General features: G+C 67.6%; 24 protein-coding genes. 17 read left to right on the top strand and 7 right to left on the bottom strand.

All coding sequences use genetic code 11. From position 1 onward, the window contains the following. The first annotated feature begins 77 nt into the window (after positions 1–77). The 14 genes from obgE (at position 78) to HMPREF2791_RS08860 (ending at position 12,826) form a co-directional block, all read left to right on the top strand. Complete coding sequence (gene obgE, locus HMPREF2791_RS08925; protein WP_070845076.1) at positions 78–1,583, top strand: GTPase ObgE; 1,506 nt, start codon at positions 78–80, stop codon at positions 1,581–1,583. A gap of 40 nt (positions 1,584–1,623) precedes the next feature. Then, positions 1,624–2,739: a glutamate 5-kinase gene (gene proB / locus HMPREF2791_RS08920; protein ID WP_070473696.1), complete on the top strand. Its 1,116-nt coding sequence runs from the start codon at positions 1,624–1,626 to the stop codon at positions 2,737–2,739. 18 nt (positions 2,740–2,757) lie between these two features. Beyond that, entirely contained in the window at positions 2,758–3,666 is a 909-nt protein-coding gene (locus HMPREF2791_RS08915; protein WP_070845075.1) for a D-isomer specific 2-hydroxyacid dehydrogenase family protein, read from the top strand. Positions 3,667–3,681: 15 nt separating this feature from the next. Next, on the top strand, positions 3,682–4,968 hold the full coding sequence (locus HMPREF2791_RS08910; protein WP_070845074.1) for a glutamate-5-semialdehyde dehydrogenase: 1,287 nt from the start codon (positions 3,682–3,684) through the stop codon (positions 4,966–4,968). A 9-nt stretch (positions 4,969–4,977) separates the two neighbouring features. Then, complete coding sequence (locus HMPREF2791_RS08905) at positions 4,978–5,916, top strand: cutinase family protein (protein ID WP_168168300.1); 939 nt, start codon at positions 4,978–4,980, stop codon at positions 5,914–5,916. Further along, the gene (locus tag HMPREF2791_RS08900; protein WP_070845073.1) at positions 5,916–6,311 is read left to right on the top strand and encodes a hypothetical protein; all 396 of its coding nucleotides are present in this window, start codon (positions 5,916–5,918) and stop codon (positions 6,309–6,311) included. Before HMPREF2791_RS08905 ends, HMPREF2791_RS08900 begins: the two co-directional genes overlap by 1 nt. A 6-nt stretch (positions 6,312–6,317) precedes the next feature. Then, positions 6,318–6,938 carry a nicotinate-nucleotide adenylyltransferase gene (nadD, locus tag HMPREF2791_RS08895; RefSeq protein ID WP_070473689.1) on the top strand — a complete coding sequence of 207 codons (621 nt, stop codon included), beginning with the start codon at positions 6,318–6,320 and terminating at the stop codon, positions 6,936–6,938. A gap of 66 nt (positions 6,939–7,004) precedes the next feature. Next, positions 7,005–7,478 carry a ribosome silencing factor gene (rsfS, locus tag HMPREF2791_RS08890; protein ID WP_070473687.1) on the top strand — a complete coding sequence of 158 codons (474 nt, stop codon included), beginning with the start codon at positions 7,005–7,007 and terminating at the stop codon, positions 7,476–7,478. A gap of 9 nt (positions 7,479–7,487) precedes the next feature. Beyond that, entirely contained in the window at positions 7,488–8,120 is a 633-nt protein-coding gene (locus tag HMPREF2791_RS08885) for a histidine phosphatase family protein (RefSeq protein WP_070845072.1), read from the top strand. Next, positions 8,121–8,921 (top strand): DegV family protein, encoded by an 801-nt coding sequence (locus HMPREF2791_RS08880; RefSeq protein WP_070845071.1) that lies wholly within the window; start codon positions 8,121–8,123, stop codon positions 8,919–8,921. Between the two features lie 102 nt (positions 8,922–9,023). Continuing rightward, entirely contained in the window at positions 9,024–9,671 is a 648-nt protein-coding gene (locus HMPREF2791_RS08875; protein WP_070473683.1) for a ComEA family DNA-binding protein, read from the top strand. Positions 9,672–9,673: 2 nt separating this feature from the next. After that, the gene (locus tag HMPREF2791_RS08870; protein ID WP_070845070.1) at positions 9,674–11,245 is read left to right on the top strand and encodes a ComEC/Rec2 family competence protein; all 1,572 of its coding nucleotides are present in this window, start codon (positions 9,674–9,676) and stop codon (positions 11,243–11,245) included. Between the two features lies 1 nt (position 11,246). Continuing rightward, positions 11,247–12,182, top strand: coding sequence for a DNA polymerase III subunit delta (gene holA, locus HMPREF2791_RS08865; RefSeq protein WP_070473680.1), 936 nt, complete (start codon positions 11,247–11,249; stop codon positions 12,180–12,182). Next, a complete protein-coding gene (locus tag HMPREF2791_RS08860; RefSeq protein WP_070473678.1) occupies positions 12,179–12,826 on the top strand; it encodes a LysE family translocator in 648 nt (215 codons plus the stop codon). The genes holA and HMPREF2791_RS08860 overlap by 4 nt, the downstream gene beginning before the upstream one ends. On the opposite strand, the gene HMPREF2791_RS08855 is transcribed toward HMPREF2791_RS08860, so the two are convergent. The 4 genes from HMPREF2791_RS08855 to HMPREF2791_RS08840 form a co-directional block, all read right to left on the bottom strand. Further along, on the bottom strand, positions 12,823–13,806 hold the full coding sequence (locus tag HMPREF2791_RS08855) for a CE1 family esterase (RefSeq protein WP_070845069.1): 984 nt from the start codon (positions 13,804–13,806) through the stop codon (positions 12,823–12,825). The genes HMPREF2791_RS08860 and HMPREF2791_RS08855 overlap by 4 nt on opposite strands. A gap of 82 nt (positions 13,807–13,888) precedes the next feature. Next, on the bottom strand, positions 13,889–14,152 hold the full coding sequence (rpsT, locus tag HMPREF2791_RS08850; RefSeq protein WP_034998260.1) for a 30S ribosomal protein S20: 264 nt from the start codon (positions 14,150–14,152) through the stop codon (positions 13,889–13,891). A gap of 187 nt (positions 14,153–14,339) precedes the next feature. Next, positions 14,340–14,846, bottom strand: a complete 507-nt coding sequence (locus HMPREF2791_RS08845) for a type II toxin-antitoxin system PemK/MazF family toxin (RefSeq protein WP_070473674.1) — start codon at positions 14,844–14,846, stop codon at positions 14,340–14,342. A gap of 33 nt (positions 14,847–14,879) precedes the next feature. After that, positions 14,880–15,758, bottom strand: a complete 879-nt coding sequence (locus HMPREF2791_RS08840) for a CPBP family intramembrane glutamic endopeptidase (protein WP_083290170.1) — start codon at positions 15,756–15,758, stop codon at positions 14,880–14,882. Between the two features lie 45 nt (positions 15,759–15,803). Between HMPREF2791_RS08840 and lepA the strand changes: the two genes are divergently transcribed. Further along, positions 15,804–17,663 carry a translation elongation factor 4 gene (lepA, locus tag HMPREF2791_RS08835; protein ID WP_070845068.1) on the top strand — a complete coding sequence of 620 codons (1,860 nt, stop codon included), beginning with the start codon at positions 15,804–15,806 and terminating at the stop codon, positions 17,661–17,663. On the opposite strand, the gene HMPREF2791_RS08830 is transcribed toward lepA, so the two are convergent. Further along, positions 17,664–19,655 carry a hypothetical protein gene (locus tag HMPREF2791_RS08830; RefSeq protein ID WP_070845067.1) on the bottom strand — a complete coding sequence of 664 codons (1,992 nt, stop codon included), beginning with the start codon at positions 19,653–19,655 and terminating at the stop codon, positions 17,664–17,666. A 16-nt stretch (positions 19,656–19,671) separates the two neighbouring features. Here HMPREF2791_RS08830 and HMPREF2791_RS08825 point away from each other — a divergent pair, with 16 nt between their 5' ends. Beyond that, complete coding sequence (locus HMPREF2791_RS08825; protein ID WP_070845066.1) at positions 19,672–20,889, top strand: alpha/beta fold hydrolase; 1,218 nt, start codon at positions 19,672–19,674, stop codon at positions 20,887–20,889. Further along, positions 20,889–22,067, top strand: a complete 1,179-nt coding sequence (locus tag HMPREF2791_RS08820; RefSeq protein WP_246825492.1) for an alpha/beta fold hydrolase — start codon at positions 20,889–20,891, stop codon at positions 22,065–22,067. Before HMPREF2791_RS08825 ends, HMPREF2791_RS08820 begins: the two co-directional genes overlap by 1 nt. Here the strand turns inward: HMPREF2791_RS08820 and HMPREF2791_RS08815 are convergent, their stop codons facing one another. Continuing rightward, entirely contained in the window at positions 22,068–23,909 is a 1,842-nt protein-coding gene (locus HMPREF2791_RS08815) for a BCCT family transporter (protein WP_070845065.1), read from the bottom strand. It lies immediately after the preceding gene. A gap of 81 nt (positions 23,910–23,990) precedes the next feature. Then, complete coding sequence (locus HMPREF2791_RS08810) at positions 23,991–24,887, bottom strand: ribokinase (RefSeq protein WP_070845064.1); 897 nt, start codon at positions 24,885–24,887, stop codon at positions 23,991–23,993. Positions 24,888–24,890: the final 3 nt, after the last annotated feature.

Genomic DNA, 24,890 nt, shown 5'->3' with positions numbered 1-24,890 from the left:
GCGCCGCCGGTCCAATAGGGCCGACGGCGCTTTTTGCATATCATCGTCCGTGTCCGAGAGAAAGGCGGCAAACCACCATGGCCCAATTCGTTGATCGCGCAACCCTGCACCTGCAAGCAGGCGACGGCGGCCACGGCTGCACCTCCGTCCACCGCGAAAAATTCAAGCCGCTCGGCGGCCCCGACGGCGGCAACGGCGGCCACGGCGGCGACATCATCCTCGAGGTGTCCACCCAGGTGCACACGCTGCTGGACTTCCAGTACCGCCCCCACATCAAGGCGCAGCGCGGCGCAAATGGCGCGGGCGACTGGCGCAACGGTGCACGCGGCGAGGACCTCGTGCTGGAGGTGCCGGTGGGCACGGTGGTGCGCAGCGAGGACGGCGAGGTGCTCGCGGACCTGACCGTCCCCGGCACCCGCTTCATTGCCGCGGAGGGCGGCTTCGGCGGCCTGGGCAACGCCGCCTTGGCGACGGCGAAGCGCAAAGCCCCCGGTTTCGCGCTGAAGGGCGAGCCGGGGGAGGCGCACGACCTGATCCTGGAGCTGAAGTCGATGGCGGATGTGGGCCTGGTCGGGTTCCCGTCGGCAGGCAAGTCGTCCCTTATTTCGGTGGTTTCCGCCGCGAAGCCGAAGATCGCGGACTACCCGTTCACCACGCTTGCGCCGAACCTGGGCGTGGTCAACGTCGGCCACGACACGTTCACCATCGCGGATGTGCCCGGCCTGATCCCTGGCGCGAGCGAAGGCAGGGGCCTGGGCCTGGACTTCTTGCGCCACATCGAGCGCACCGCGGTGCTCGCGCACATCGTGGACGTGGCCACGATGGAGCCGGGCCGCGACCCGATCTCCGACATCGAGGCCCTCGAGCACGAACTGGACACCTACGCCGATGCCCTCGACATGGATTCCGGCCTGGGCGACCTGCGCGAGCGCCCGCGCCTGGTGGTGCTGAACAAGATGGACATCCCGGAGGCGAAGGAGCTCGCCGACTTCTTGCGCGCGGACATCGAGGAGAAGTTCGGCTGGCCGGTGTACATGATCTCCACCGCCACCCGCGAGGGGCTGGATGAGTTGAAGTGGGCGATGTGGGACATCGTCAAGCGCACCCGCAAAAAGCGTCGCACCATGCCTATCGCCGAACCACAGGTCATCCGCCCCAAAGCCCTCAGCCGACGCGGCGAGGACGGCGGCGTCGAAGTCGTGCGCGACCCCATGTACCCGGAGGGCTGGCTGGTCACCGGCGAGAAGGTGGAGCGCTGGGTGCGCCAGACGGACTTCGAGAACGACGAGGCCGTCGGCTACCTGTCGGACCGCCTGAACAAAGCGGGCGTGGAAGACATGCTTCGCAAGGCTGGCGCCCACGAGGGCGACACGGTGACCATCGGCGAGATCTCTTTCGACTGGGAGCCGACTATCGGCGGCGACCCGACCCTGGCCGGGCGCGGCCAGGACGCGCGCCTGGGAGGCACGGACCGCACGTCCGCGGCGGAACGCAAGCGTGCTTCGCAGGCCCGCCGCGGCCTGATCGACGAGTACGACTACGGCACGGGCGAAGAAGCCGACCGCGAGCGCTGGCAGGGCTAGGGCCCTGAGCGGGTTAGCCACAGGCGTAGACTTCACACGCATGACTACGCTTCGCAACCAGATCGCCGCTGCCCGCCGCATTGTGGTCAAGCTGGGCACAAGTTCCCTGGTCAACGCCGCGGGCGAGCTGGATCCGGCGAAGATCGACCGCATCGTGGACGCTATTGAACACCGCATCGCGCGCGGTTCCGAAGTGGTCGTGGTGTCCTCGGGCGCGATCGCGGCGGGTATGGGGCCGCTGGGGCTGAAGGCGCGCCCGCGCGATTTGGCCACCAAGCAGGCGGCCGCGTCGGTGGGGCAGATCCACCTCGCGCAGGTGTGGGGCGCCTCGTTCGCGCGCTACGGCCGCACGGTCGGCCAGGTGCTGCTTACGCAAAGCGACGCCGGGTCCCGCGAGCGCGCCCGCAACGCGCAGCGCACCATCGACCGGCTGCGCCAGATGGGAGCGGTGCCGATTGTCAACGAGAACGACACCGTTGCCACCTCCGAGATGCGCTTCGGCGACAACGACCGCCTCTCTGCCATCGTGGCCACCCTCGTCTCGGCGGACGCGCTGGTGCTGCTGTCGGACGTGGACGGCCTCTACGACAAAAACCCGTCCGATCCAGGGGCGAAGCTTCTCGACGAAGTCCGTTCCGGCAATGACCTCACCGACGTTGAAGCCGGCGACGGGGGTGTGTTCGGCACCGGCGGCATGGCGGCGAAGGTGTCGGCGGCGCGCCTGGCCACCCGCGGCGGCGTGCCGGTGCTGCTGACTGCCACTGAGAGGATCGGGGACGCGCTCGGGGACGCGTCGGTGGGCACCGTCTTCCACACCCGTCCGGAGAGCAAGCTCAACGCGTGGAAGTTCTGGGCGCTTTACGCGGCGGACGCGGAGGGCGTGCTGCGCCTGGACGAGGGCGCCGTCGAGGCCGTCACCCGCGGCGGCACCAGTCTGCTCGCGGTGGGGATCACCGGCATCGAGGGCGAGTTCCACGCAGGCGACATCGTGGAGATTTTGGGCCCGGATTCGGAGGCTGTGGGGCGCGGCGAGGTGGCCTACGATGCCGCGGAGCTTGCCGCGATGTGCGGCCGCCACTCCGACGAGCTGCCCGCGCACCAGCGCCGCGCGGTGGTGCACGCGGACTACCTGAGCAACTACGCCACGCGTTTGTAGTAGCTAGTCTGGGCGGGCATGAAGTTCACGTTTTTGCCCAAGCCCAAAGACGAGCCGATCGCAGCACTGGAGGCGCAGGCCCACCAGCATGTGGCCTTGGAGGACAACCCGGACATGATCCTCTTCGGCGGCGGCCCGAAGGATTTCCCGGACAAACTGCCCGAGTCGGTCAAGGTCGTGCAGATCCAGTACGCCGGCGTGGAGAACCTGCAGGACGTCTTTGCCAAGCACTCGGCGAACGGCGTGCGTTTCGCCAACGCCGGCGGGCTGTACGACGACACCGTCGCCGAGTCCACCCTCGCCCTGCTTCTCGCTGTGGAGCACCGCATGAAGGCCGTTGACCCCGAGTGGAACAACACGCAGCTGTTCGAGGAGAAGCAGTACCTCTTCGACAACAAGAAGCTCGCGATCATCGGCGCCGGCGGCATCGGCAAAACGCTTATCCGTTTCCTCGAGCCGTTCGGTATGGAGATCACCGCTGTGAACCGCTCCGGCAACCCCGTCGAGGGCGCGGATCACACCGTGACGCTTTCCGATGACGTCTGGTCCAACCACGACTACTTCGTGCTGCTTGCCCCGCTCACCGAGGAAACACGCCACATGGTCAACGCGGAGACCATCGGGAAGATGCGGGACAGCGCCGTGATTGTGAATGTGGGGCGCGGGCCGCTCGTGGATACGCAAGCGCTCACGCAGGCACTTGCCGACGGCCACCTGCGCGGCGCCGGCCTGGATGTCACCGAACCCGAGCCGCTGCCCGCCGACCACGAGTTGTGGGGGCTGGACAATTGCGTGATCACCCCGCACGTGGCCAACATCCCGCGCTTTATGGAGCGCCGCATCGGCGGGCTGGCCGCGAAGAACTGGGAGCTGTACGAAGCGGGCGAGAAGATGGCCACAGAGGTCGACGTCGACGCTGGGTACTAGCGCTAGGATTGCTGCATGAGTGCGCAGCAGACTGACCAGCAACGACAGGCCGAGCGCGAGGAGGTGCTCGCGAAGGCGCGCCGCGCAAAGGGGGTCGCGCCCGAGGTCGCCGCGCTGCCAGCCCCGGCGAAGGACGCGGTGCTGCTGGCAGCCGCGGCGGCGCTGACGGAGCGCGCCGGGGAGATCCTCGAGGCCAACGCCCGCGACCTTGAGCACGGCCGCCAAAACGGCCTCGCGGAGTCGGTGCTGGACCGGCTTGCGCTGGACACAGACCGCATCGAAGGCATCGCCGGTGGCCTGCGCCAGGTGGCGGGCCTTAAAGACCCGGTGGGGGAGGTGCTCACCGGCCGCACGCTGCCCAACGGCATCCAGATGAAAAAGGTCCGCGTCCCGCTCGGCGTGATGGGCATGGTGTACGAGGCCCGCCCGAACGTCACCGTCGACGCATTCGGCCTGGCGCTGAAGTCCGGCAACGTGGCGCTGTTGCGCGGCTCGAAGACGGCGCGGCACTCCAACGAAAAACTGGTCCACATACTGCAGGACACCCTCGCGGCACACGACCTGCCGCGCGAAGCGGTGCAGCTGCTGCCGTGCGACTCGCACGATTCGGTCCAGGACCTCATCACCGCGCGCGGGATTGTCGACGTGGTCATCCCCCGCGGCAGCGCCCGCCTCATCGAGGCGGTGGTCACCGGCGCGACCGTGCCCACCATCGAGACGGGCACCGGCAACTGCCACTTCTACATCGACGCCTCCGCGGACCTGGACAAGGCCATCGCGATGCTCCTCAACGGCAAGACGCGCCGGGTCAGCGTGTGCAACGCCACCGAGACGGTGCTTATTGACGCCGCCCTCGCGGACGAGGACAAGCGCGCGGTCATCGCTGCGTTGCGGGAAGTGGGGGTTGAGGTGCACGGAGACGTCGAGAAGCATGCTGCGTTCGGTGCGGACGTTTCGCCTGCAACCGAGGCCGATTTCGCCGAAGAGTACCTCAGCATGGACATCGCGAGCGCCGTCGTGGACGGCGTCGAGGGGGCGATCGCCCACATCGCGCGCTACTCCAGCGGCCACACCGAGGCGATTGCGGCCCAGGACGCACATGCTTTACGACGATTCGCCGACGCCGTCGACGCCGCCGCCGTCGTACTCAACGCATCGACCGCGTTCACGGACGGGGAGCAATACGGCATGGGCGCGGAAATCGGCATCTCCACCCAAAAGTTGCACGCCCGCGGGCCGATGGCGCTGCCGGAGCTGACCACCACCAAGTGGATCCTGGAAGGTACAGGGCAGGTGCGCTAGTCTATTCGCGTGAAAAAATACCGGACTTCCTGGCGCGCCCGTATCGGCCTGTTCGCCACCGCTGTCGCCACCGCCGTGACAGCCACTGTCACCCCCGTCGCGCCCGTGCAGGAAGCCGAGGCGCAAACCCGCTGCCCGGCCGTCGCGGTCATCGCCGCCCGCGGCTCCGGCCAAAACAGCCAGATCTACCCCACGCGCTACTCCGGCGGGGCGGCCTGGACCTCCAACGGCTGGGAGGCGGAGACCATCCGCGCCTTTTTGCAGCACGCGGAGCGCCGCTACGCCGCCACCCACGGCGGCAACTCGCTGATGAAGGACGTGGAGGTCATCGGCCTCGAGCCGCGGTACTACCCGGCGACGTTCCCGGAATACGACGTGCCTGAGGTTGCCGTGCCGTCGACGCTGCTGCAGGCGTTGGGTCTTGCGGTGCAGTGGGCCAGCCCGATGTTCATGATGGCGCGCACCGCCGCGAACCAGTTCCTGGACTCGGTGAAGATCGGCCGGGGCGGTGTGATGCAGATGGTCAACGACTACGAGCGCGCCACCGGCTGCCGCCCGAAGTACATCCTGTCCGGCTACTCGCAGGGCGCGATGATCCTGCTGGAGCACGAGCGTGAACTGGCCCGCCGCGGCCAGCTCGCCGGCGTGGTCTACTTTGGCAACCCGAACACCGCAGCGGGCGACTGGTCCACCGTGGGTGTGGCTGGAGGCGGCGCGGGCGGCATCCTTGGCGCGCTGCCGTTCAACACCAAGACCGCGGCCGCGACCCGCAACCGCGTGAACTACTGCCTGCCGCTGGACGCCGTGTGCGACCTGTCGCGCCAGACGCTGGAGGCGTCGCGCCCCACCGGCGGGAACCACGCCCGCTACTTCCGCTGGCACTCCCGCTGGGACAACCAGGTCTCCGATGCGTTCGGCCGCTTTGTTGATCAGGTACGGTACGGCTAATGAAGCAGCTCATCCGGACCGCCGCCGCAGCAACAGCCTGCGTCGTCGCGCTTTCCGCCGCCCCCGCGGGCGCGGAGGCCATCAAACGCGACTCCAAGGAGCGCGTGGTGGTGGAAAAAATCTGCGAATGGGAAGTGGACGCCAACGGCAAGCCGATCCTGGACGCTGGCGGCAACCCGATCCCGGTGAAGGTGGACGGCAAGCAGGTGTGCAAGGAGAAGAAGGTCTCCTCCGGCTCCTCGAGCAGCGCCAGCAAGTGGGCGGACGACACCACTGACGAGCTGCGCATCGGCGCCGTTGTCGGCGTGATCGGCGCGCTGCTCGCCCTGCTGCTCGGCGGCGGGCTGCTGTTCATCGAGTCTGTGGACATCACCATGCTGCCCCCGGCGAGGTAGGCGCGAATGGCTGAACACTACGCCGCCTCCTTGGACGAGGCACGGCGCATCGGCGTTATGGGCGGCACGTTCGACCCCATCCACCACGGCCACCTTGTCGCCGCGAGCGAAGTGGCGGACCGGTTCAACCTGGACGAGGTCATCTTCGTGCCCACCGGCCAGCCCTGGCAGAAGGCGGGCAAGACCATCAGCCCGGCGGAGGACCGCTACCTGATGACGGTGATCGCCACCGCCTCCAACCCCCGCTTTTCCGTCTCCCGGGTAGACATTGACCGCGACGGTCCGACCTACACCATCGACACCCTGCGGGACCTGCGCCAGCAGTTCCCGGACGAGGCGTTGTACTTCATCACCGGCGCCGACGCGCTGGCCTCCATCATGTCCTGGCACGACTGGGAGGAGATGTTCCAGCTCGCCGAGTTCGTCGGCGTGACCCGCCCCGGCTACGACCTGCGCGAAGACATGCTGCCGGCCGACATTCAGAAGCGTGTGCACCTGGTGGAAATCCCGGCGATGGCCATCTCGTCCACGGACTGCCGCGCGCGTGCCGCCGAAGGCCGGCCCGTCTGGTACCTGGTGCCGGACGGGGTGGTGCAGTACATCACCAAAAACGCCCTCTACGCCTAAGTAGCACTCTTCGGCCGTGTCGTGGGACAATGGCGGAGTCTGTCCAACCAACGAAGGGTTTGCCACTTGACCGCTCCGCAGATCTCCATCGACCGGGCCAAGATTGCCGCTAAGGCGGCCGACGAGAAGCTTGGTAAGAACATCGCTGTTATCGACGTCTCCAACGTCATGGCCATCACGGACGTGTTCGTGATCGTCTCCGCCGACAACGAGCGCCAGGTCGCCGCCATCGTCCAAGAGGTCGAAGACGACCTGACGGACGAGGGCGTGGAGCCGAAGCGCCGCGAGGGCAACCGCGAAAACCGCTGGGTGCTGCTGGACTACGGCAACTTCGTCGTGCACATCCAGCGCGACGCCGAGCGCGAGTTCTACGGCCTGGACCGCCTGTACGCGGACTGCCCGGCCATCGAGGTGGACGGCCTGGAGCCGTACGAGCGCCCCGCCACCTTCGGCAACGAAGCGGAGATGCGCGAGGCCCAGAACATCGAGGACCTGCCGCTCGCGGGCGAGGGCCCGGCGGCCGCAGACGACGAGTTCTAGGCCGCGGCCATGCAACGACGTTTGATCCTGCTGCGCCACGGCGAAACGGACTACAACGCCACCTCCCGCATGCAGGGGCAGCTGGACACGACCCTGTCCGAGCGCGGCGTGAACCAGGCCCACGCCGCGGCCAAAGAGCTGCGCGACCTGGGCATTGCCAAGATCATCTCCTCCGACCTCGTGCGGGCGAAAGACACTGCTGACGTGGTGGCGGCGGATCTGGGGTTGGCTGTGGACGTCGATACGCGGCTGCGTGAAACGCACCTGGGCGACTGGCAAGGCAAGACCCACACCGAAGTGGACACCGAGCACGAAGGCGCGCGCGCAGTGTGGCGCACGGACGCGACGTGGGCGCCGCCGCGCGGCGAAAGCCGCCTCGAGGTCGCCGCACGTGCGCAAGCGGTGGTGGACGAGCTCATGCGCGACTACGACGAGTGGGACAACTCCGCGGTGCTCCTGGTTTCCCACGGCGGCACCATCGCCGCGCTGACCGCCTCACTGCTCGGCTTCGTGGTGGCGCAATACCCCGCAATCAAGGGCCTGGGCAACGCGAACACGGCGCGCCTGGTGGCAATGCCGCGCCTGGAGGAACCGACGCAGACGCGCTGGTTCCTCGAAGCCTGGAACCGGGGGCTGAACTAAATGGCAGTGCGCGTGGTAGTGGATTCCTCGGCGGGGCTGCCGCCCGAGGTGGTCCGCGAGCTGGACATCACAGTTGCAGGCATGCACGTGATGGGCAGCGGCGACGACAAGGGCACCTCCGGGCTGTCCTCGTTGGAGCTTGCGGCCTGCTACGCGCGCCAGCTGGAGCGCGGCGGCGACGACGGTGTGATCGCGCTGCACCTGTCCAAGGCGCTGTCGTCGACGTGGTCCGCGGCCGTAACCGCATCCGCGGTGTTTCCCGGCACAGTGAAAGTGGTGGAGACGGACGCCGCCGGCATGACCATCGGCGCAGCCGCCATGGCCGCCGCCACCGTGGCCCAAGAGGGCGGGGACCTGGATGCGTGCGAGGCGATGGCGAAGTCCACCTTGGCCCGCTCCGAGACGTGGGTGTACCTGCACCAGCTCGACGACCTGCGCAAGTCCGGCCGCCTGCCCACCGGCACCGCGGTGCTCTCGGCGGCGCTTCTGGCCAACAAGCCGATTTTGCGCATCCACGACGGCAAGCTGGAGCTCGCCGGCAAGACCCGCACGCAGTCGAAGGCGTTTGCCAAGCTCACGGAGCTGGTGGTCGAGCGCGCCGAGGGGCAGCCGGTGTTCGCGGCGATCCAGCACGCGGACGCCGAGGAGGCGGCCGAGCAGCTGGCGTCCTCGCTTGAGGCTCAGTTACCGCAGGGCTCGCGGGTGATGTGCGAGCCGCTTGTCGACGTCCTCGCGGTCCACACCGGACCCGGCGCCATTGGCCTGTCGGTTGTCTTTTCTTCTCGGGAATCTGCCCAGTAGGTGTGGACAACCCGCCCTGTTTGGTGACGTTGCAACAACGTTATCCACAGGTTTGCGGTTGGGGTCTTCCGGTGCGGGGTTTGTGGGCCTAGCGTGCCGGGCATGAACGCCATCGACCGCCTCCAGGAGCTCACCCGGCCTACCGGGGAAGAGGATCTCCTTGCCGTGCGCTATCCCGCGCCGCGTGTGTCTGTCCCGGTGAAGCCGGCCGCCGCGGCAGTGGTTGCGCTGCTGGTCGTGGTTGGCGCGTGGGCGGTGCTGCGCGGCGGCGGGGGCGGGGAGGATGAGGGCGTGTCGTGGGAGCAGGTGGCTTCGCCGACCGAGGTCAGTGGGGTGGTGGTTGTGGCCGTGGTGGGGGAGGTGGCCAACCCGGGGCTGATGACGCTGAACGAGGGCTCCCGCATCGCTGATGCCCTCCAGATCGCGGAGCCGCTGCCGCACGCGGATTTGCTGGCGCACAATCAGGCGCAGCTGCTTGTGGACGGCCAGCAGATCCACGTCCAGGCCGTCGGCGCCGCACCCCCGGCCGCCAGCGGCGAAGCTGCGCCCGCTGGCGCTGGCACTGTGTCGCTGAACTCCGCCACCGCCTCTGAGCTGACCGCACTTCCCGGGGTGGGCGAGTCGACCGCGGCGGCGATCGTCGCCCACCGCGAGGCCAACGGGCCGTTTACCGATGTGCAGCAGCTCATGGATGTCCGCGGCATCGGGCCCGCGAAGTTCGAGGCCATGCGCGACATGGTGGGGCTGTAACGGTGTCGGAGCTGCGGCTGGTGCCGGCTGCGCTGACGGTGTGGGCCGCGGCGGCGTGCTGCATCCTGTTCGGGGTGTGGGCGGCGTGTGCCGTCGCCGGGGTTCTCGCCGCCGCCTGCCTGTTCGCGCGCGAGTCCGGCCAGGCGGTGCTCTCCGCGGGCCTCGGTGCGGCGGCCACGTTGACGGCTGCAGTGCGACAACGCGCGAGCACGGGCGCCTCCGAGATCGTGGGGACTATCAGCGGTACCCCGAAGCAGACCGAGTCGGGCGCCTATCTGGTGCGTGTGCGTGTGCCGGGGCAGCCGTCGACGACACCGGTGTTCGCCGAGGAACTGCCGGACGGGGCGATCGCTGGCGCGCACGTGGTGGGCCGTGGGGTGTCGAAGGAATCCGGCGTGCCGGGCGTGAACCCTTTCGTGCTCAACGGCGACGTTGAGGTCCTCGGTCCGCCGCAGGGGCTGGCGGCGTTCGCGCACCACGTGCGCTCCACCTTCGCCGCGGCCGTCGAGGCGCAGGTGGGTGAGGGTGCGCGGGGGCTGATTCCGGGCATGGTGCTTGGCGACGTCTCCCTGCAACCGCCAGCCGAACAACAGATGTACATCGACACCGGGCTGTCGCACTTGTCCGCCGTGTCCGGGGCGAACATCGCGATTGTGGCCACCTTCGCCACGGTGGCCGCGGCCGCGGTTGGTGCGGGGCTGCGCGGCAGGATCGCCGCCTCAGCGGTCGCGCTTTTAGTCTACGCCGCGCTGGTGGGGCCGGAGCCGAGCGTGCTGCGCGCCTCGGTGTCCGGCCTGGTGGGGCTGGTCGCGGTGCTCGCCTCCCGGCAGGCCGAGCCCATCCACGCGCTGTGCCTGTCCGTCATCGGCTTGGTGCTGGTGGATTCGGATCTCGCGGTGCACTACGGGTTCGCCCTGTCGGTCGCGGCGACGGCGGGCATCGTGGCGCTCTACCCGCTGTTGTACCGCGCACTGGCGGTGACCGGCTGGCCGGACATCCTCGTTCGCGCCCTAGCCGTGGCGGTGGCGGCGGACCTGGCCACCATGCCGATCGTGGCGATGATGGCGGGGAAGGTCTCGCTGGTCTCTGTCGGCGCCAACGTGCTGGTCGCACCGGTGGTGGGGCCGGTGACAGTACTGGGACTCATCGCGGCGGTCGCGTCGCTTGTGCCCGGCGGGCTGGAGGTGCCGGTGCTGTGGTGCGTCGAGCCGCTGGCGTGGTGGGTGCACACGGTGGCGAAAATCGGCGCGGGGCTGCCCAGCGCCACGGTGTCGGCCACCCCCTTGACGGCACTGGTGGTCTACGGGTGGGTGCTCGCCGGGTTTCTGGCGGGCCGCCCCCGCGCCACGGTGTGCGCCACCGCTGTGTGCCTAGTGCTGTTCGTCGCGCCGGGCGAGCCCAAACCCGTCGACCCGACGGGGCTTCGCGCCCACGTCGTCGAGACCATCGAGGACGTCGAACCGGTGCCGGAGTGGGCGCAGCTCGTCGTTGTGTTGGAGGGCGGCTCGCCGCGCAGCCGCCCGGTGGTCACGCGCGAGGGGATCTCCGTCATCTTCCCCAACGACGGGACGTAAGATGGCCCGCATGCTCAACCCCGTGCACCTGGTGCTCGGCGAGGACGATTTCCTCGCAGAGCGCGCAACCAAAGCCATCGTCGCCCAAGCCGGCGAGGGCGTGGAGGTGACCACCCTGCGCGCCGGCGATGTCTCTGAAGGCGAGATCGCGATGGCGACCAGCCCGTCACTGTTCGCGGAGGACCGCGTCGTGGTGGTCAAGCACGCCGAGCTCGCCGGCAAGGAACCCACCGAAATCTTGCTGCAGGCCTGCGTGAACCCGGCGCCGGGCATCACGCTGATCATCGAGCACACCGGCGGCGGGCGTCAAAAGGCGATGGTGAAGAAGTTCGCCAAGGTCGCCGAGGTGCACAAGGCCGATCCGCTGAAGGACAACGAACGCCGCTCGTGGCTCATGGAGGAATTCCGCAGCCACGGCGTGCGCCCCACCCCGGACGTGGCCGCGGCGGTGCTGGAATCGGTCGGCTCGGACCTGCGCGAGCTTGCCTCGGCCGTCAGCCAGCTGGTCAGCGACACCGAGGGCGAGCTCACCGTCGAGGCCGTGCGCGCCTACTACGTGGGCGTGGCGGAGGTCGCCGGCTTCGACATCGCGGACCAGGCGGTGGCGGGCCGCGCGGACCGGGCACTTGCGTCGACGCGCCGCGCGCTGCAGCTGGGCACCAGCCCGGTGTCCATCGCGGCGGCGCTTGCGCGCAAGGTCGGCGACATCGCGAAGCTGCACGGCGTGCGTGGCAACCCGGACCAGCTGGCGCGCACCGTCGGCATGCACCCGTACGTGGCGAAGAAGACCATGCAGGTCGCACGCCAGTGGAGCGGGGACGCGGTCTCGCATGCCGTGATCATTGTCTCGGACCTGGACGCCGAGGTGAAGGGCCAGGGCGGCGACCCGGAGTTCGCCCTCGAGAACGCGGTGCGCCGCATTGCGGAGCTGGCATGATCGCGCCGGGCGACCTCGCGGTCATCGTCGGGCTCAACCTGGTCGGGGCTGCCGCCCCGGGCCCGGACATGGTGCTGCTCATGCGCACAGCCACCCGTTCGCGCAGGCACGCTTGGGCGACCAACCTGGGTATTCACACCGGCGCCGCGCTGTGGTTCACGCTCACCGTTTTTGGCGCGGCCGCGCTACTGCACGCTGTGCCGCAGGCAGTGGCGGCCATTCAGGTGATAGGCGGCGCGGCGCTGATCTGGATGGGCCAGCACAACCTCCGCGGCGGTCTGCGCGACAGGCACGACCCGCCCGCGGACCTGGACGAAGCGGTCCAGAGGTTGGGATCGGTGCAGGCTGCCTATCGACGTGGCGTCATGACCAACCTGGCCAACCCCAAAATCGTGGTCGCGCTCACCGCGATGATCGCGCCGCTTTTGCCCGCGACCCCCTCGCTGGCCACCGCGGTGATTGTCATCGCCGCGCTCTGGCTCAGCTCGTTCGCCCTGTTCGGAGTGATCGCGCAGGTCACCTCCGCCGAGCGCGTGCGCCGGAAGTTCCTGCGCGCCGGGCCCTACATCGACATCGTCGCGGGCGCGTTTTTCATGGTGGTCGGCGTTGTGCTCATCGCCCGCGGGCTTGTCAGCGTGTTCTAGAGGTACTGGCGCAAGAACTGCGCCGTCTGGCGCGTCGCGTCAGGCGAGGTGAACCAGGTGTGTCCGCCGCCTTCGACGCGCTCAATGCGCACGGGCTCAGCGCAACCGACGAAGTCGAAGGTGGTCACCCCGGCGGAACGGGACTGCGTGGTCAAAAGGTAGCAGTCGTTCTTGCGGGCGAAGGTGCGCGCCACAGTATCTACGGACTGGAAAGACGCGCCGTGGCGGGTGCCGCCGTTGTAGCCCACCACGTCGTCGTTGGTGCCGTGCATGATCATCGTGGGCACCTCGCCGGAAGTGCAGCCGGTGACGGTGGGGGAGTAGAACGCGCCCGCCACCGACGCAACACCGCGCACTGTTTCCGGGGCGTGGCACGCCAGCGCGGCGACCATGCCGCCGCCGTTGGACAGGCCCACCGCGACGGTGCGGGAGGTGTCGGCGTTGTAGCGCGAAGCGACGTCGTCAAGCACGGCCTTTGTGTACGCGACATCCTCATCGACGCTGGTGGATGCGTACGGCGCCCCTCCCCACGCATCGCGTACGCCCTGGCCGTAGATCACGATCGCGTCCGGGAACTGGCTCTCCAAACGGGCGTAGTCGTGCATCTGCCGCGACGTGTGCTGCCAACCGCCGAAGCCGAGCACCACCGGGTAGGACTTCTCCGGGGAGAAGCCGCGAGGCAGCACCACGTCGTACGTGCGGCTGCGCCCGTCCACCTTCAACGAGTGGGTGTGCTCGCGGTCGGGGGAGACGACGTTGCCCGACTTGACCATCGGAATCGCGATGGCGACGCTGGCCAGCAGCGCCAACAGCACTCCGAGCGCGCGCACCTGCTCCGGGTCCACACCTGGGGCGTAGCGGGCCAGCAGCGCCTCGAAATCGGGCGAGGAGCTCAGCTGCTGCGCCTCGGCCGGAGCCGGCAACGACAGAGACAGGGAAGTGGCAAGCGCAGCTGCGAGCGCGCGGCGGGAGTGTTTCACAGCATTGATTCTTTTCTCTTCAAAGGGGTCTTGACACACGAAACGCCCCGTGCACCTATGCACGGGGCGAAACACGATGGAATTAGTCCATCTTGTTCAGGGCGCGAGCCATGTTGGACTTCTTGTTCGCCGCGGAGTTGCGGTGGAACACGCCCTTGGTCACAGCCTTGTCCAGCTTGCGGGAAGCCACGCGCAGCTGCGCCTCAGCGGCAGCCTTGTCGCCGGACTCCACAGCCTCGCGGAACTTGCGGATCTCCGTGCGGGTGGCGGAGCGGACGGACTTGTTGCGCTGGCGACGCTTCTCGTTGGTGAGAACGCGCTTCTTCTGCTGCTTGATGTTAGCCATTATGAAATACCTCTTGGTTTCTCAATCGAACGTGGATGTCGTCGCCCCAGCCTGGGTGTCACGTGTGCTGCTTTGGCTATGAACGCGAACCCAAGGTCCTGCCCGCGTAGCAGCACACACCCAAACGTGGCCGGAAACGGTCAACTTGAGCAGGATAACAGCCCGTCTTTACCGGCACAAACCGCCGTTACAGCCACTGGAAGCGCTCGCGCAGCGTTTTTGCCACGCGCTCGAAGCGGCGCTGCGGCACGGTCGTGCCGCGGCGGTGCACGTCGGCCTCCGGGACCACCAGCGTTTTGTCCAAGCGTACCCAGCAGGGTTGGCCGGAGGAGTCCCAGTCGCCGGGGCCGATTTCAAACCAGCGGTCGTCCTCCGCGTGGTCTTCTTCCGGGGAGATGAGCAGGCCGAGGATGTCGCTGTGCTCGCGGCCCACCACCAGCATGGAGCGCTCCTTCGGCGGGTGCGACGGCACCGTCACCCACACCACCTCGCCGGGTTCGGCGCCGCCGTCCATGTCAGGGGCGTAGTACACGTTGCGGGGCACCGAGCCGGTGGGTCGCACGTCCACGCGTGAGGCGCGTTTGCGCCGGATCTCAATCTGGTTGGTCACCCGGTCGTGCAGCAGTGCCAGGCCTTGGTCGAGCGATGCCGTGCGCGGTCGCGCACTTTTGCGCTTAAATCGCTCGAACGCCACGTTGGCACCTCCAGGTTGCAGTTATCTGCAACCTTAAGCCGTCTCGCCTGCTGGGACAAGATGTTTCTGCTGATCTGTTGAAATCCCGTCAACATCGCGCAACGCCCACAGCAGCAGGAGGGTGCACGCGACGGTCATCAGCGACGCGCCGAGCATTTGCTGCCAACCGATGTCCGTGGCGTTCGGGTCCACCATGTCCAGCGCCCCGTAGCTGAAGAAGATCGTGTTGCTCACCGCGTGCAGCGCAACCGAAGCCTCGAGCCCGCCGGTGCGCCACGTCAGCACCGCGGTGCACACGGCGAAAATCGCGATGTCGACTAGCCCGACCCAGTTGTAGGCGTGCCCCGCCACAAACGCGATGCCCGGCAGCAGATAGGCCAGCCAGGCAGGTGCCCGCCACTGGCCCAGAATCTGCGGCAGGGCGCCGCGGAAGAGGAATTCTTCGGCCGCGGATTGCAGCGGTACGGCGATGAGCAGCGCCGCGATGAGTTTCAGCCGGAACGGGTTGACGGTGGCATCGGCGGGGGCGCCCCGGAGGACGTCGATAAGCACTTGCGCCCCGTAGACCGCGCCGACGACTAACAGCGCGCGCCCGAGCACACCCCACCGCATTCCAAGTGCGGTGCTGAACAGCGCCGACGGGCGCCGGCCGGCGATGCGCGCGGCGAGAAACGGCGCCGGCAGGATCGCCGCGATAATCAGTACCTGGATTAGCGGGCTGAGCGGGTCCGCGGAGCCCTCCACGAGCATGTCGAAGTCGCGGCCCGATAGCCCCGCGGCCACCCCGAAGGCGATCACCGACGCCACCGCCAACACAGCGACGAGCGCGACCAGCACCACGAGCTCTATCAGCGCCCGCCACCATGCGGCGGGGCGGTGGCGGGCAACGAGTCCTAAACGGTGGTAAGGCATGGTGCATACCGTAGCGCGGGGTGCGCAAAGTAGGATGTGGCAACTATGGCCGCCAAATCGAAGAATTTTGCAGAGGAAACGTTCACGGACCCCGCCCGGATCCGCAACTTCTGCATCATCGCGCACATCGACCACGGCAAGTCCACGCTGGCAGACCGCATTTTGCAGCTGTCCAACGTTGTCGGCGAGCGCGAGATGCGCGACCAGTACCTCGACAACATGGACATCGAGCGCGAACGCGGCATCACCATCAAGGCGCAAAACGTGCGCCTGCCGTGGGTGCCTTCGACGGGTGATCACGTCGGCGAGCAGATGGTGCTGCAGATGATCGACACACCGGGCCACGTCGACTTCTCCTATGAGGTCGCCCGCAGCCTGGACGCGTGCGAGGGGGCAATTTTGCTTGTCGACGCAGCCCAGGGCATCGAGGCGCAAACCCTGGCCAACCTCTACATGGCCATCGACAACGACCTCGAGATCATCCCGGTGCTGAACAAGATCGACCTGCCGGCGGCGGACCCGGAGAAGTACGCCCTGGAGATCGCCAACATCATCGGCTGCGAGCCGGAGGACGTGCTGCGTGTCTCCGGCAAGACGGGCGAGGGCGTGCCGGAGCTGCTCGACCGCGTGGTGGACCTGATCCCGGCTCCGGAGTCTGAGCACGGCGCGGATGCCCCTGCACGTGCGTTGATCTTCGACTCGGTGTACGACACCTACCGCGGCGTGGTCACCTACATCCGCATGATGGACGGCAAGCTCGAGCCGAACCAGAAGGTGCAGATGATGAACACCGGCAAGACGCTCGAGATCCTCGAGATCGGCGTCGTCTCGCCCACCATGAAGAAGACGAAGGGCTTAGGCCCCGGCGAGGTGGGCTACCTGATTACCGGCGTGAAGGACGTGCGCGACACCCGCGTCGGCGACACTGTCACCTGGGCTTCCAAGGGCGCGGAGGAGCCGCTGGAGGGTTTCGAAGAGGTCAAGCCCATGGTGTACTCGGGCCTGTTCCCGGTGAGCCAGGAAGACTTCCCCACGCTGCGCGAGAGCTTGGAGAAGCTGCAGCTTAACGACGCTTCCTTGACCTGGGAGCCGGAAACCTCCGTCGCGCTGGGCTTCGGCTTCCGTTGCGGCTTCTTGGGCCTGTTGCACATGGAGATCACCCGCACCCGCCTGGAGCGCGAGTTCGACTTGGACCTGATCTCCACCGCGCCGAGCGTGACCTACCGCGTGGTGTCCGAGGACGGCACTGAGCAGCTCGTGCACAACCCGTCGGACTGGCCCAGCGGCAAAATCCCCGAGGTCCACGAGCCGATCGTGAACATGACCATCATCGTGCCCCAGGAGTTCGTGGGCTCCACGATGGAGCTGTGCCAGTCCAAGCGCGGCCAGATGAAGAACATGGAGTACCTCTCCGAGGACCGCGTGGAGCTGCGCTACATCATGCCGCTCGGCGAGATCATCTTCGACTTCTTCGACATGCTGAAGTCCCGCACCAAGGGCTACGCCTCGCTGAACTACGAAGAGGCCGGCGAACAGCTCGCGGACCTGGTCAAGGTGGACATCCTGCTGCAGGGCGAGCCGGTGGACGCGTTTTCCGCCATCGTGCACAAGGATTCCGCGCAGTGGTACGGCAACAAGATGACCAAAAAGCTCAAGGAGCTCATCCCGCGCCAGCAGTTCGAGGTCCCGGTCCAGGCCGCCATCGGCTCGAAGATCATCGCCCGCGAGAACATCCGCGCGCTGCGCAAGGACGTGCTGTCCAAGTGCTACGGCGGCGACATCTCCCGCAAGCGCAAGCTGCTGGAGAAGCAGAAGGCCGGTAAGAAGCGCATGAAGAACATCGGTTCCGTCACCGTGCCGCAGGAGGCGTTCGTGGCGGCGCTGTCCACCGACGGCGAGGAGTAGCTACTCCTCCACGAAGCGGAGATGGCGGCCCTGCTTGTTGGCGGTCCTGAACACCGCCTGCAGGGCCCACACCAGGGCGAACATCAGCACGAAGATGATCAGCCCCATGGCCAGGTTGCCCCACAGGCCCTCCCAGCCGGCGGCCTGGGCCCAGTCCGGGGCACCGATGGCCGCGGCGACGAAGCCCAGAATCAGGTTCATCGCTTCGGAGCGCTTCGCTTCCGCCTCGGCGATTTCGCCGGTGACCTGCTCAAACTGGGTGCGGATCACGCCTTGGCGGGATTTGACCTTGGTGTCGAAGTCGTCGCGTAGCTGGTCGAAGCCGGTGGCGCGCTGCAGGCCCTTGAGCACGCGGGTGTCGATGTCGCGGCCCGGCACGCGCCGAAACCACAGCTTGTCGCGGATCTCAATGTGGTCGAGCTGCAGCTTCTCCAGGCGCTCCAGGTCCGCTTGGAGTGCCTTGCGCTGCACCTGCTCCGACCCGGCGGCGCCGTCGGCACGGCTGGTGTGCGCCGCGGAGTCGCCGATGATCTTCAGGGACTTGCGCAGGTGCGTCTCGCCCGCCTGGGCGCGCATCTGCAGCATCACCAGGTCCACGAACCGGGTGTTGGCGAGCGACCAGTAGCGCATCCCTTCGCGGCTGGCGGACTTGCTGCGCACCATGCCCACGCCGGCCTCGGAGGTCATCACGGTCCAGGATGACAGCTTCGCCGCCACGAACCCGCTTAGGGCCTCGGGCGTTTGCAGCGGCACCTGCTCGGGGTAGGAGTCCGCCCCGGTGAGGATCTGCCAGGCCCATTGCTCGTGCCATTTCCAGGTGCTTTCCGGGTCGTCGAGCACCAACGGAGCGTCGATACGCTTTGGCACCGAGCCGTTGTTGCCCTCGCTTAGGGTGTCCAGCACCGACTCCGGTCGCGCTGGGTTGGGGATCGCCACCGCCACGCGTTGCGGGGCGGGCAGCGTGAACGTGCTGGAGCATTCGCCTTTGCAGGTGGCCACGAGCCCGCCGCTGGTGGAGAGCTTCATGGAGGTCTCGCGGCCCAGGGCAGCGTCGATTTCGCCCACGGCGATGTTCACGAACTTGGTCAGGGCGTACAGCTGCGGCGGGCTGTAGTCGTAGTCGCCGGCGCGGTCGTAGAACTGCACCGAGTTGCGCGGCTTGGTCAGCGCGGCGCTTAAGAAACCCAATGTGGCCGAGGAGATGTTTTCGGCCACCACGTTGAGCACCAAAAAGTCGCTGACCACGTGCGCCGGCTCCGGCACTTTCGTAGCCAGGTTGGTCAGGCGCAGGTCGTGGAACTGCAGCACCTCCGCCGACAGCAGCCGCAGCGTGGCGGTGCCGTGGCTGCCGCGCGTGCCGCGCACCTGGTCCTCCCACGCGACTTGGTGGTCGTAGTTGACCAGCTCGAAGGCGGTTTCGTTGGGCACTTCGTCGAAGACGAGGTGGTGCGCGGCGATCGCGGGGTCCCAGCCCGCATCAGCCAGGCCCGTCTCTTCCGCGGCGGGGGCGTTTGCTTGCCGACGCCTCCGGTTGGCCTCCACCACCTCATCCAGCTCCGAGTGGTCGAACACCTCCCGGTTCGCGTGCGGGCGGGTGTCCGCGGTGCGTTTCACGTCCGCGTCCACCGAACACGCGCCCACGGCGTCGTGCACCGGCTCCAAAAACCGGTTGCGTGCGTCGTTGTAGTAGGGCCTGCCGCCTTCGACGATGATGTCGCCGTAGTAGCCCTCGCGCTCGTCGGGCTTGCGGAACACGCCGCGCGAATGGTCCCACATGGGGTTTTCAATGGTGCGCAGGCCCTTGTCGCGGCCGTAAGCCCAGCCGCGGGTACCGAGGTCGAACGGTGCGCCGTCGCGAGTCAGGCTCGCGGCTTCGGGGATGGGCAGCACCAGAGAAAAGGACGCCAACCGCCACTCCGGTAGCATCGTTGCACTGAACGATTCCGGGACGAGGAAGTCGTGTCCGATGTCCTGGTAAGAACGCACTTTCATATCTGGAGGGTATCCCATGGGCTCCACTGTCTTCTTGCCGGATGTCGCGGTGCGGGAGCACGAGATTGAGGTGCCGGTCAGCCGCGAGGATGCGTCGTTAGGCACCATCAGCGTCTTCTGCCGTGAGCTTTCTGTCGACGACTCCCTGCCCGCCATCGCCTACTTCCAGGGCGGGCCCGGCAAGCCCGGCCCCCGGATGTTGATGGACTGGATCCCGGAGGCGCTGAAGCGCTACCGCGTGTTTTTGATGGACGAGCGCGGCACGGGCCGCTCCCACAAGATCGACCGCACCACGCCAGAGCGCATCACCGCGGACATGCTCGCGCACCTGCGCCCGCCGGACGTGGCCGCGGACGCTGAGGCGATGCGCCAACATCTGGGGCTCGAGGAATGGGACCTGCTGGGCAACTCCTTTGGCGCGGCGTGCGCGGGCGCATACCTGTCCTACTTCCCGGAAGGCCTGCGGCGCGTGCATTTGGCGGGCGCGGTGCCGGAGCCGGAGATGGACGTCGACGCGTTCAACCGCCTCACCTTTCAGCTGCTCGCGCAGAGGCAGCAGGAGCTGTTCCGCGCGATCCCCTGGATCAAGGGCAGGGTCGAGGAGGTCGCCGACCACTTGGACAACCACGACGAGCGCATGCCCACCGGGGAGCGTCTGTCCGCAACACGGATGAAGATGGCTGGCGTGTTGCTGGGTGAGGAGGACGACTTTGCCCAGCTGGCCAACCTGTTCGAGGCGCCGTTTACCACCCGCGGCGGAGAGAAGCGCCTGCGCGGGGACTTCCTCGCACAGCTCGGCAGCATCATCTCGCTGGAGACCATGCCGCTGTGGGCCGTGATCCACGAAACCGTGATGGCACGTCCCGGCCACGCAGTGAACTGGTCCGCGGACCGGATCTGGCGCGAGGAGTTCGCCGACCTGCCCCTGCTTGGCAACCACTTCTTCCGCACCCACTTCGAAGAAGACCCGGCATTGCGTCCGTTCTACGGCGCGGTGGATGCGGTGCACCAGCGCACCGACCTCAAGGCGCAGGCGCAGGATACCTCCGCAAACCAGGTTCCGGCGGCGGCGATCCTGTACGAGCGTGACGTGTTCATCCCGTACGAGCTGACCATCCAGTCCGCCCGCAAAACCCCGAACTTGCAGGTGTGGACGCATTCCGAGTGGTTCCACGACGGCATCTGGGCCCGCGGCGCGGAGGTTGCCCGCGGCCTGTTCGAAAGGCTGGACTGATGCGCGAGATCGAAATCACCCGCGGCGGGTTCACCGTCTTCGCCCGCGTTCTCGGCGATCCGCACGCGCCGGCGCTGCTGTACTTGCAGGGCGGGCCGGGTTTTCCGGCGCCGCGCCAGCGCTTCGCGTGGATCACCCACGCGCTGTCCCGCGGCTACCAGGTGGTGCTGTTGGACCAGCGCGGCACCGGCCGCTCCACCCGGATCGACGCGGCGACACCTTCGCTTATCGACGCTAAAGTGCTCACGCAACTGCGCGCCGACGAGATCGTTGCCGACGCCGAAGCGCTGCGCGAGGAGATGGGGCTGAAGCAGTGGGACGTGCTGGGACAGTCCTTCGGCGGGTTCTGCCTCATGCACTACCTGGCCGCGCACCCGGAGGGTGTGGGGAGGGCGTTGTTTACCGGAGGTGTGCCGTCGATAAGCAAGGGCGCAGACGAGGTGTACCGGGCGACGTTTGCGAAGCTGAAGCGCCGCCACCTGCAGTTCAACGAGGCTTACCCGGCCGCCGAGGCGATGGTGCGCGAGGTGTGCCGCCACCTCGAGGGGGAAGAAGAACTGCTGCCGACGGGGGAGCGCCTGAGCGCACGGCGGCTGCGCACCTTAGGCATTGAGCTGGGGCGCGAGGGCGGCTTCGAGTCGCTGGCGCGGCTGTTTGAGGCGCCGTTTCACCCAAACGGGCGCCTGCGTACCGATTTTCTGGCGGAGGTGGGCGAGCGCGTCAGTTTTGCCAAAGGCCCGCTGTACGCCGCGGTGCACGAAACCATCTACGGCGGAACGGTGCCGGGTGCGACCAACTGGGCGGCCGAGAGGGTTTCCGCCGAGCTCGAGGGCTTTGCACCGGACGCACACCCGGACGATGCGGAGTTCTACCTCACCGGCGAGCACATCTTCCCGTTCCAATTCGACGAAGACCCGGCGCTGCGCCCGTTCACACAGGTCGCCCACGAGCTGGCGGAAAAGGACGACTGGTCCAACCTGTACGCGGGGTTGGGCAGCGGCTACGACGCGTACGCGGCGGTCTACACCGACGACATCTTCGTCCCGCGCGAGCTGTCGCTCGAGACCGCCTCAGCCATCGGCGCGCAGGTGTTTGCAACGGACCAGTTCCAGCACGACGGGCTGCGCCGCCACGGCGAGGCGGTGCTGGGGCGCCTGCTGGACATGGCGGGGGTGTAGCTAGCGGTCGTCCTTCTCTTCGCCTTCTTCGGCGGTGTAGCCGTCGGACCACTCGCCCGTTTCGTAGTCGTAGCCCACAGGCGTGCCCTGCTCGTCGGTGCGGCGGTACCAGTCGGTGTACTCGTCGGACGTGGAGTCAAACTCGGCGCCGGCGCCCTGGCCCACGGCGGAGGCCTCGACGGTGATTTCGAAATCGTCGCCGTACTCCTCGATGCCGCGCATCACCGCGGACTTCACGGCGTTGCGCGCGTAGGACGTGCGGATGGCCATCGGGTCCGTGGATAGATCTTTGATAAACGAGTACATCAGCAGCAGGATCACCACGGAAAACGGCATCGCGGCCACAATGGTCAGCGACTGCAGCCCGGACAGGGCGTCCTCGCCGCCGGTGAGCAGCATGACCACGGCGATGCCCATCATGGCCAAGCCCCAGAACACCACCACGAGCTTGTTGGGCGCGGGGTCGCCCTTGGAGGACATGGAGCCCATGATCACGGAGGCGGAGTCGGCTGAGGTGATGAAGAACACCGACAGGATGGCGATGAGGATGTACGGGGTGATATCGGCCAGCGGCATCTCGCCGAACATGTTGAACAGCACCTGCTGCGGGGTGGCGCTGCCGTCGAAGCCTTCCCTGCCTTCGCGGGAAAACGTGATCGCGGTGCCGCCGAAGATCGTGAACGCGCAGATCAGCACGGCGGTGGGGACGAGGGTGGTCACCACCGCGAACTGCCGCAGCGTGCGGCCGCGGGAGATGCGTGCGATGAACATGCCCACGAACGGCGCCCAGGCGATCCACCACGCCCAGTAAAAGGCTGTCCAGATCGACTGGAACTCGAGGGTGTCTTCGCCCCAAGACAGCGAGCGCGACGCCATATCGAAGAAGCGGTCGGCGTAGGTCAGCGTCCCGGACGGCAGCAGGTTGATCAGGAACAGCGTCGGCCCGGTGACGAAGATGAACAGGATCGCCAGGGAGGTCAGCGAGATGTTGATGTTGGACAGGATGCGGATGCCCTTGCCCACGCCGGAGACGGCGGAGATGACAAAGCCTGCGGTGAGCACGCCCATCACGATCAGCAGTACGCCCATCGGCGCCGCCTCGCCGCTGCGCATGATGGCGATGCCGTCGCCGATTTGGAGGGTGGAGATGCCCAGGGTGGCGGCGGTGCCGAACAGGGTGGCAACGATTGCGAGGATGTCGATGACTTTGCCGAACGGGCCGGAGCGCTTAAACACCGGCGTGAACAGCGACGACATGAGGGTGGGGCGGCCGCGCCGGTAGCAGGAGTACGCCATGGCGCCCCCGACGAGCGCGTAGAGCGCCCACGGGGAGATCCCCCAGTGGAAGTTGGCTTGGGCGATCGCTTGGTGCAGCGCTTCCTCGGTGCCGCCTTCGACTGTCAGCGGCGGCGGGTCGAGGTACATGGTCAGCGGCTCGGAGGGGCCGAAGAAGAAGATTCCCACGCCGATGCCGGCGGCGAACATCATGGCCACCCACGAGAAGAACGAGTACTCGGGTTCTTCGTCGTCTTTGCCCAGCGTGATGTTGCCGAAGCGGGAAAAGGCCAGCACCGCCATGATGACCACACAGGCGACGAGGACGATGTTGAACAGCCAGCCGAAGTTGCGAAGCCCCCAGGACAGCGCGTCGGAGGAGACGGCGGCGACTTGGTCGGGGGCCGTCACACCCCAGGCGACAAACGCCACGATCGCCGCGGCCGTGACGCCGAAGACGACCTTGTCTACTCCGAAACTGTGGCGCGATTCTTCGACGCTGATGCCGGGCACGAGGCCGGGGTGCATGTCGTCCGGGTACAGGCCTGAGGCGCGATGTACACGCATGGGCAGCTTTGAGCTTGTCGACGACCTCCGGTCGCCGCTCTTTCCGGGGGCCATCTGTGATTCTCCAGTGATGTTAGGGGGTTAAATTTCGGGCAGTTCGTCGCCCACGGACGGGTAGGACGGCTGCGCGCCGGGCCGGGTGACCGAGAACGCGCCGACGCGGCACGCGAACGCCGCGGCGTCGACCATGCTGTCGCCGTCGAGGAGGCGGTGGCAGAACGCGCCCGCGAACGAGTCGCCGGCGCCGACGGTGTCCACCGCCTCCACCGTGGGCGAGTCGATGTGGGTCAGTTCCTGAGGCGTGGCGACCAGCGCGCCCGCGGAGCCGAGCGTGAGCACCACGGAGGCGAACCCGGCGTCCAACAGGCGGCGGGCGAGTTCTTCCGGGGTGCCCGCGCCGTCGAGACCGAGCTGCTCCAAGATCAGGCCGGCTTCGTGCTCGTTGGCCATGAGCGGATCGGCGGCAATCAAGGACTTACGCGGCACGTCGACGACGGGGGCGAGGTTGACCACCACGCGCCCGCGCGCCAACTCCACGGCGCGGGCGAACCCGTCGGCGGGGATCTCGCCCTGCAGCAGCACAAGCTCCGCGGTCTGAACGGCTTCCACGTGCCTGTCCACGAATTCCGCGCCCACCAGCGCATTCGCACCGGGCACCACCAGCACCGTGTTCTCGCCGTTGGCTGCGACGGTGATCACGGCCAGGCCGGTGACCTCCTCGACTTCCTCGACGTGGCGCATGTCCACCCCGGCCTCGCGCAGGATTGCGGTGGCGGGCTCGGCGTTGGCGTCGGTGCCGGTCGCGCCGACGAGCACGACAGGGGTGCCCAGCTTCGCCGCGGCGACGGCCTGGTTCGCGCCCTTGCCGCCGGCGGTGATCCCGCCGCCCGAGCCCAGCAGGGTTTCGCCCGGGGTGGGGTGGCGCTCCACGTTGACGGTCAGGTCGGCGTTGATGGATCCGACGACGCACATACTCATGGG

It is taken from the genome of Corynebacterium sp. HMSC034A01 (genome assembly GCF_001838175.1).
Classification (GTDB): domain Bacteria; phylum Actinomycetota; class Actinomycetes; order Mycobacteriales; family Mycobacteriaceae; genus Corynebacterium.
This window is presented reverse-complemented; position numbering and strand designations above follow the sequence as displayed.

Excerpts from the sequence above, each read along its gene's own strand:
- obgE (WP_070845076.1), top strand. The coding sequence starts at position 78 with ATGGCCCAATTCGTTGATCGCGCAACCCTGCACCTGCAAGCAGGCGAC.
- proB (WP_070473696.1), top strand. The coding sequence starts at position 1,624 with ATGACTACGCTTCGCAACCAGATCGCCGCTGCCCGCCGCATTGTGGTC.
- HMPREF2791_RS08915 (WP_070845075.1), top strand. The coding sequence starts at position 2,758 with ATGAAGTTCACGTTTTTGCCCAAGCCCAAAGACGAGCCGATCGCAGCA.
- HMPREF2791_RS08910 (WP_070845074.1), top strand. The coding sequence starts at position 3,682 with ATGAGTGCGCAGCAGACTGACCAGCAACGACAGGCCGAGCGCGAGGAG.
- HMPREF2791_RS08900 (WP_070845073.1), top strand. The coding sequence starts at position 5,916 with ATGAAGCAGCTCATCCGGACCGCCGCCGCAGCAACAGCCTGCGTCGTC.
- nadD (WP_070473689.1), top strand. The coding sequence starts at position 6,318 with ATGGCTGAACACTACGCCGCCTCCTTGGACGAGGCACGGCGCATCGGC.
- HMPREF2791_RS08885 (WP_070845072.1), top strand. The coding sequence starts at position 7,488 with ATGCAACGACGTTTGATCCTGCTGCGCCACGGCGAAACGGACTACAAC.
- HMPREF2791_RS08880 (WP_070845071.1), top strand. The coding sequence starts at position 8,121 with ATGGCAGTGCGCGTGGTAGTGGATTCCTCGGCGGGGCTGCCGCCCGAG.
- HMPREF2791_RS08875 (WP_070473683.1), top strand. The coding sequence starts at position 9,024 with ATGAACGCCATCGACCGCCTCCAGGAGCTCACCCGGCCTACCGGGGAA.
- holA (WP_070473680.1), top strand. The coding sequence starts at position 11,247 with ATGGCCCGCATGCTCAACCCCGTGCACCTGGTGCTCGGCGAGGACGAT.
- HMPREF2791_RS08860 (WP_070473678.1), top strand. The coding sequence starts at position 12,179 with ATGATCGCGCCGGGCGACCTCGCGGTCATCGTCGGGCTCAACCTGGTC.
- rpsT (WP_034998260.1), bottom strand. The coding sequence starts at position 14,152 with ATGGCTAACATCAAGCAGCAGAAGAAGCGCGTTCTCACCAACGAGAAG.
- HMPREF2791_RS08840 (WP_083290170.1), bottom strand. The coding sequence starts at position 15,758 with ATGCCTTACCACCGTTTAGGACTCGTTGCCCGCCACCGCCCCGCCGCA.
- lepA (WP_070845068.1), top strand. The coding sequence starts at position 15,804 with ATGGCCGCCAAATCGAAGAATTTTGCAGAGGAAACGTTCACGGACCCC.
- HMPREF2791_RS08830 (WP_070845067.1), bottom strand. The coding sequence starts at position 19,655 with ATGAAAGTGCGTTCTTACCAGGACATCGGACACGACTTCCTCGTCCCG.
- HMPREF2791_RS08825 (WP_070845066.1), top strand. The coding sequence starts at position 19,672 with ATGGGCTCCACTGTCTTCTTGCCGGATGTCGCGGTGCGGGAGCACGAG.
- HMPREF2791_RS08820 (WP_246825492.1), top strand. The coding sequence starts at position 20,889 with ATGCGCGAGATCGAAATCACCCGCGGCGGGTTCACCGTCTTCGCCCGC.
- HMPREF2791_RS08815 (WP_070845065.1), bottom strand. The coding sequence starts at position 23,909 with ATGCGTGTACATCGCGCCTCAGGCCTGTACCCGGACGACATGCACCCC.
- HMPREF2791_RS08810 (WP_070845064.1), bottom strand. The coding sequence starts at position 24,887 with ATGAGTATGTGCGTCGTCGGATCCATCAACGCCGACCTGACCGTCAAC.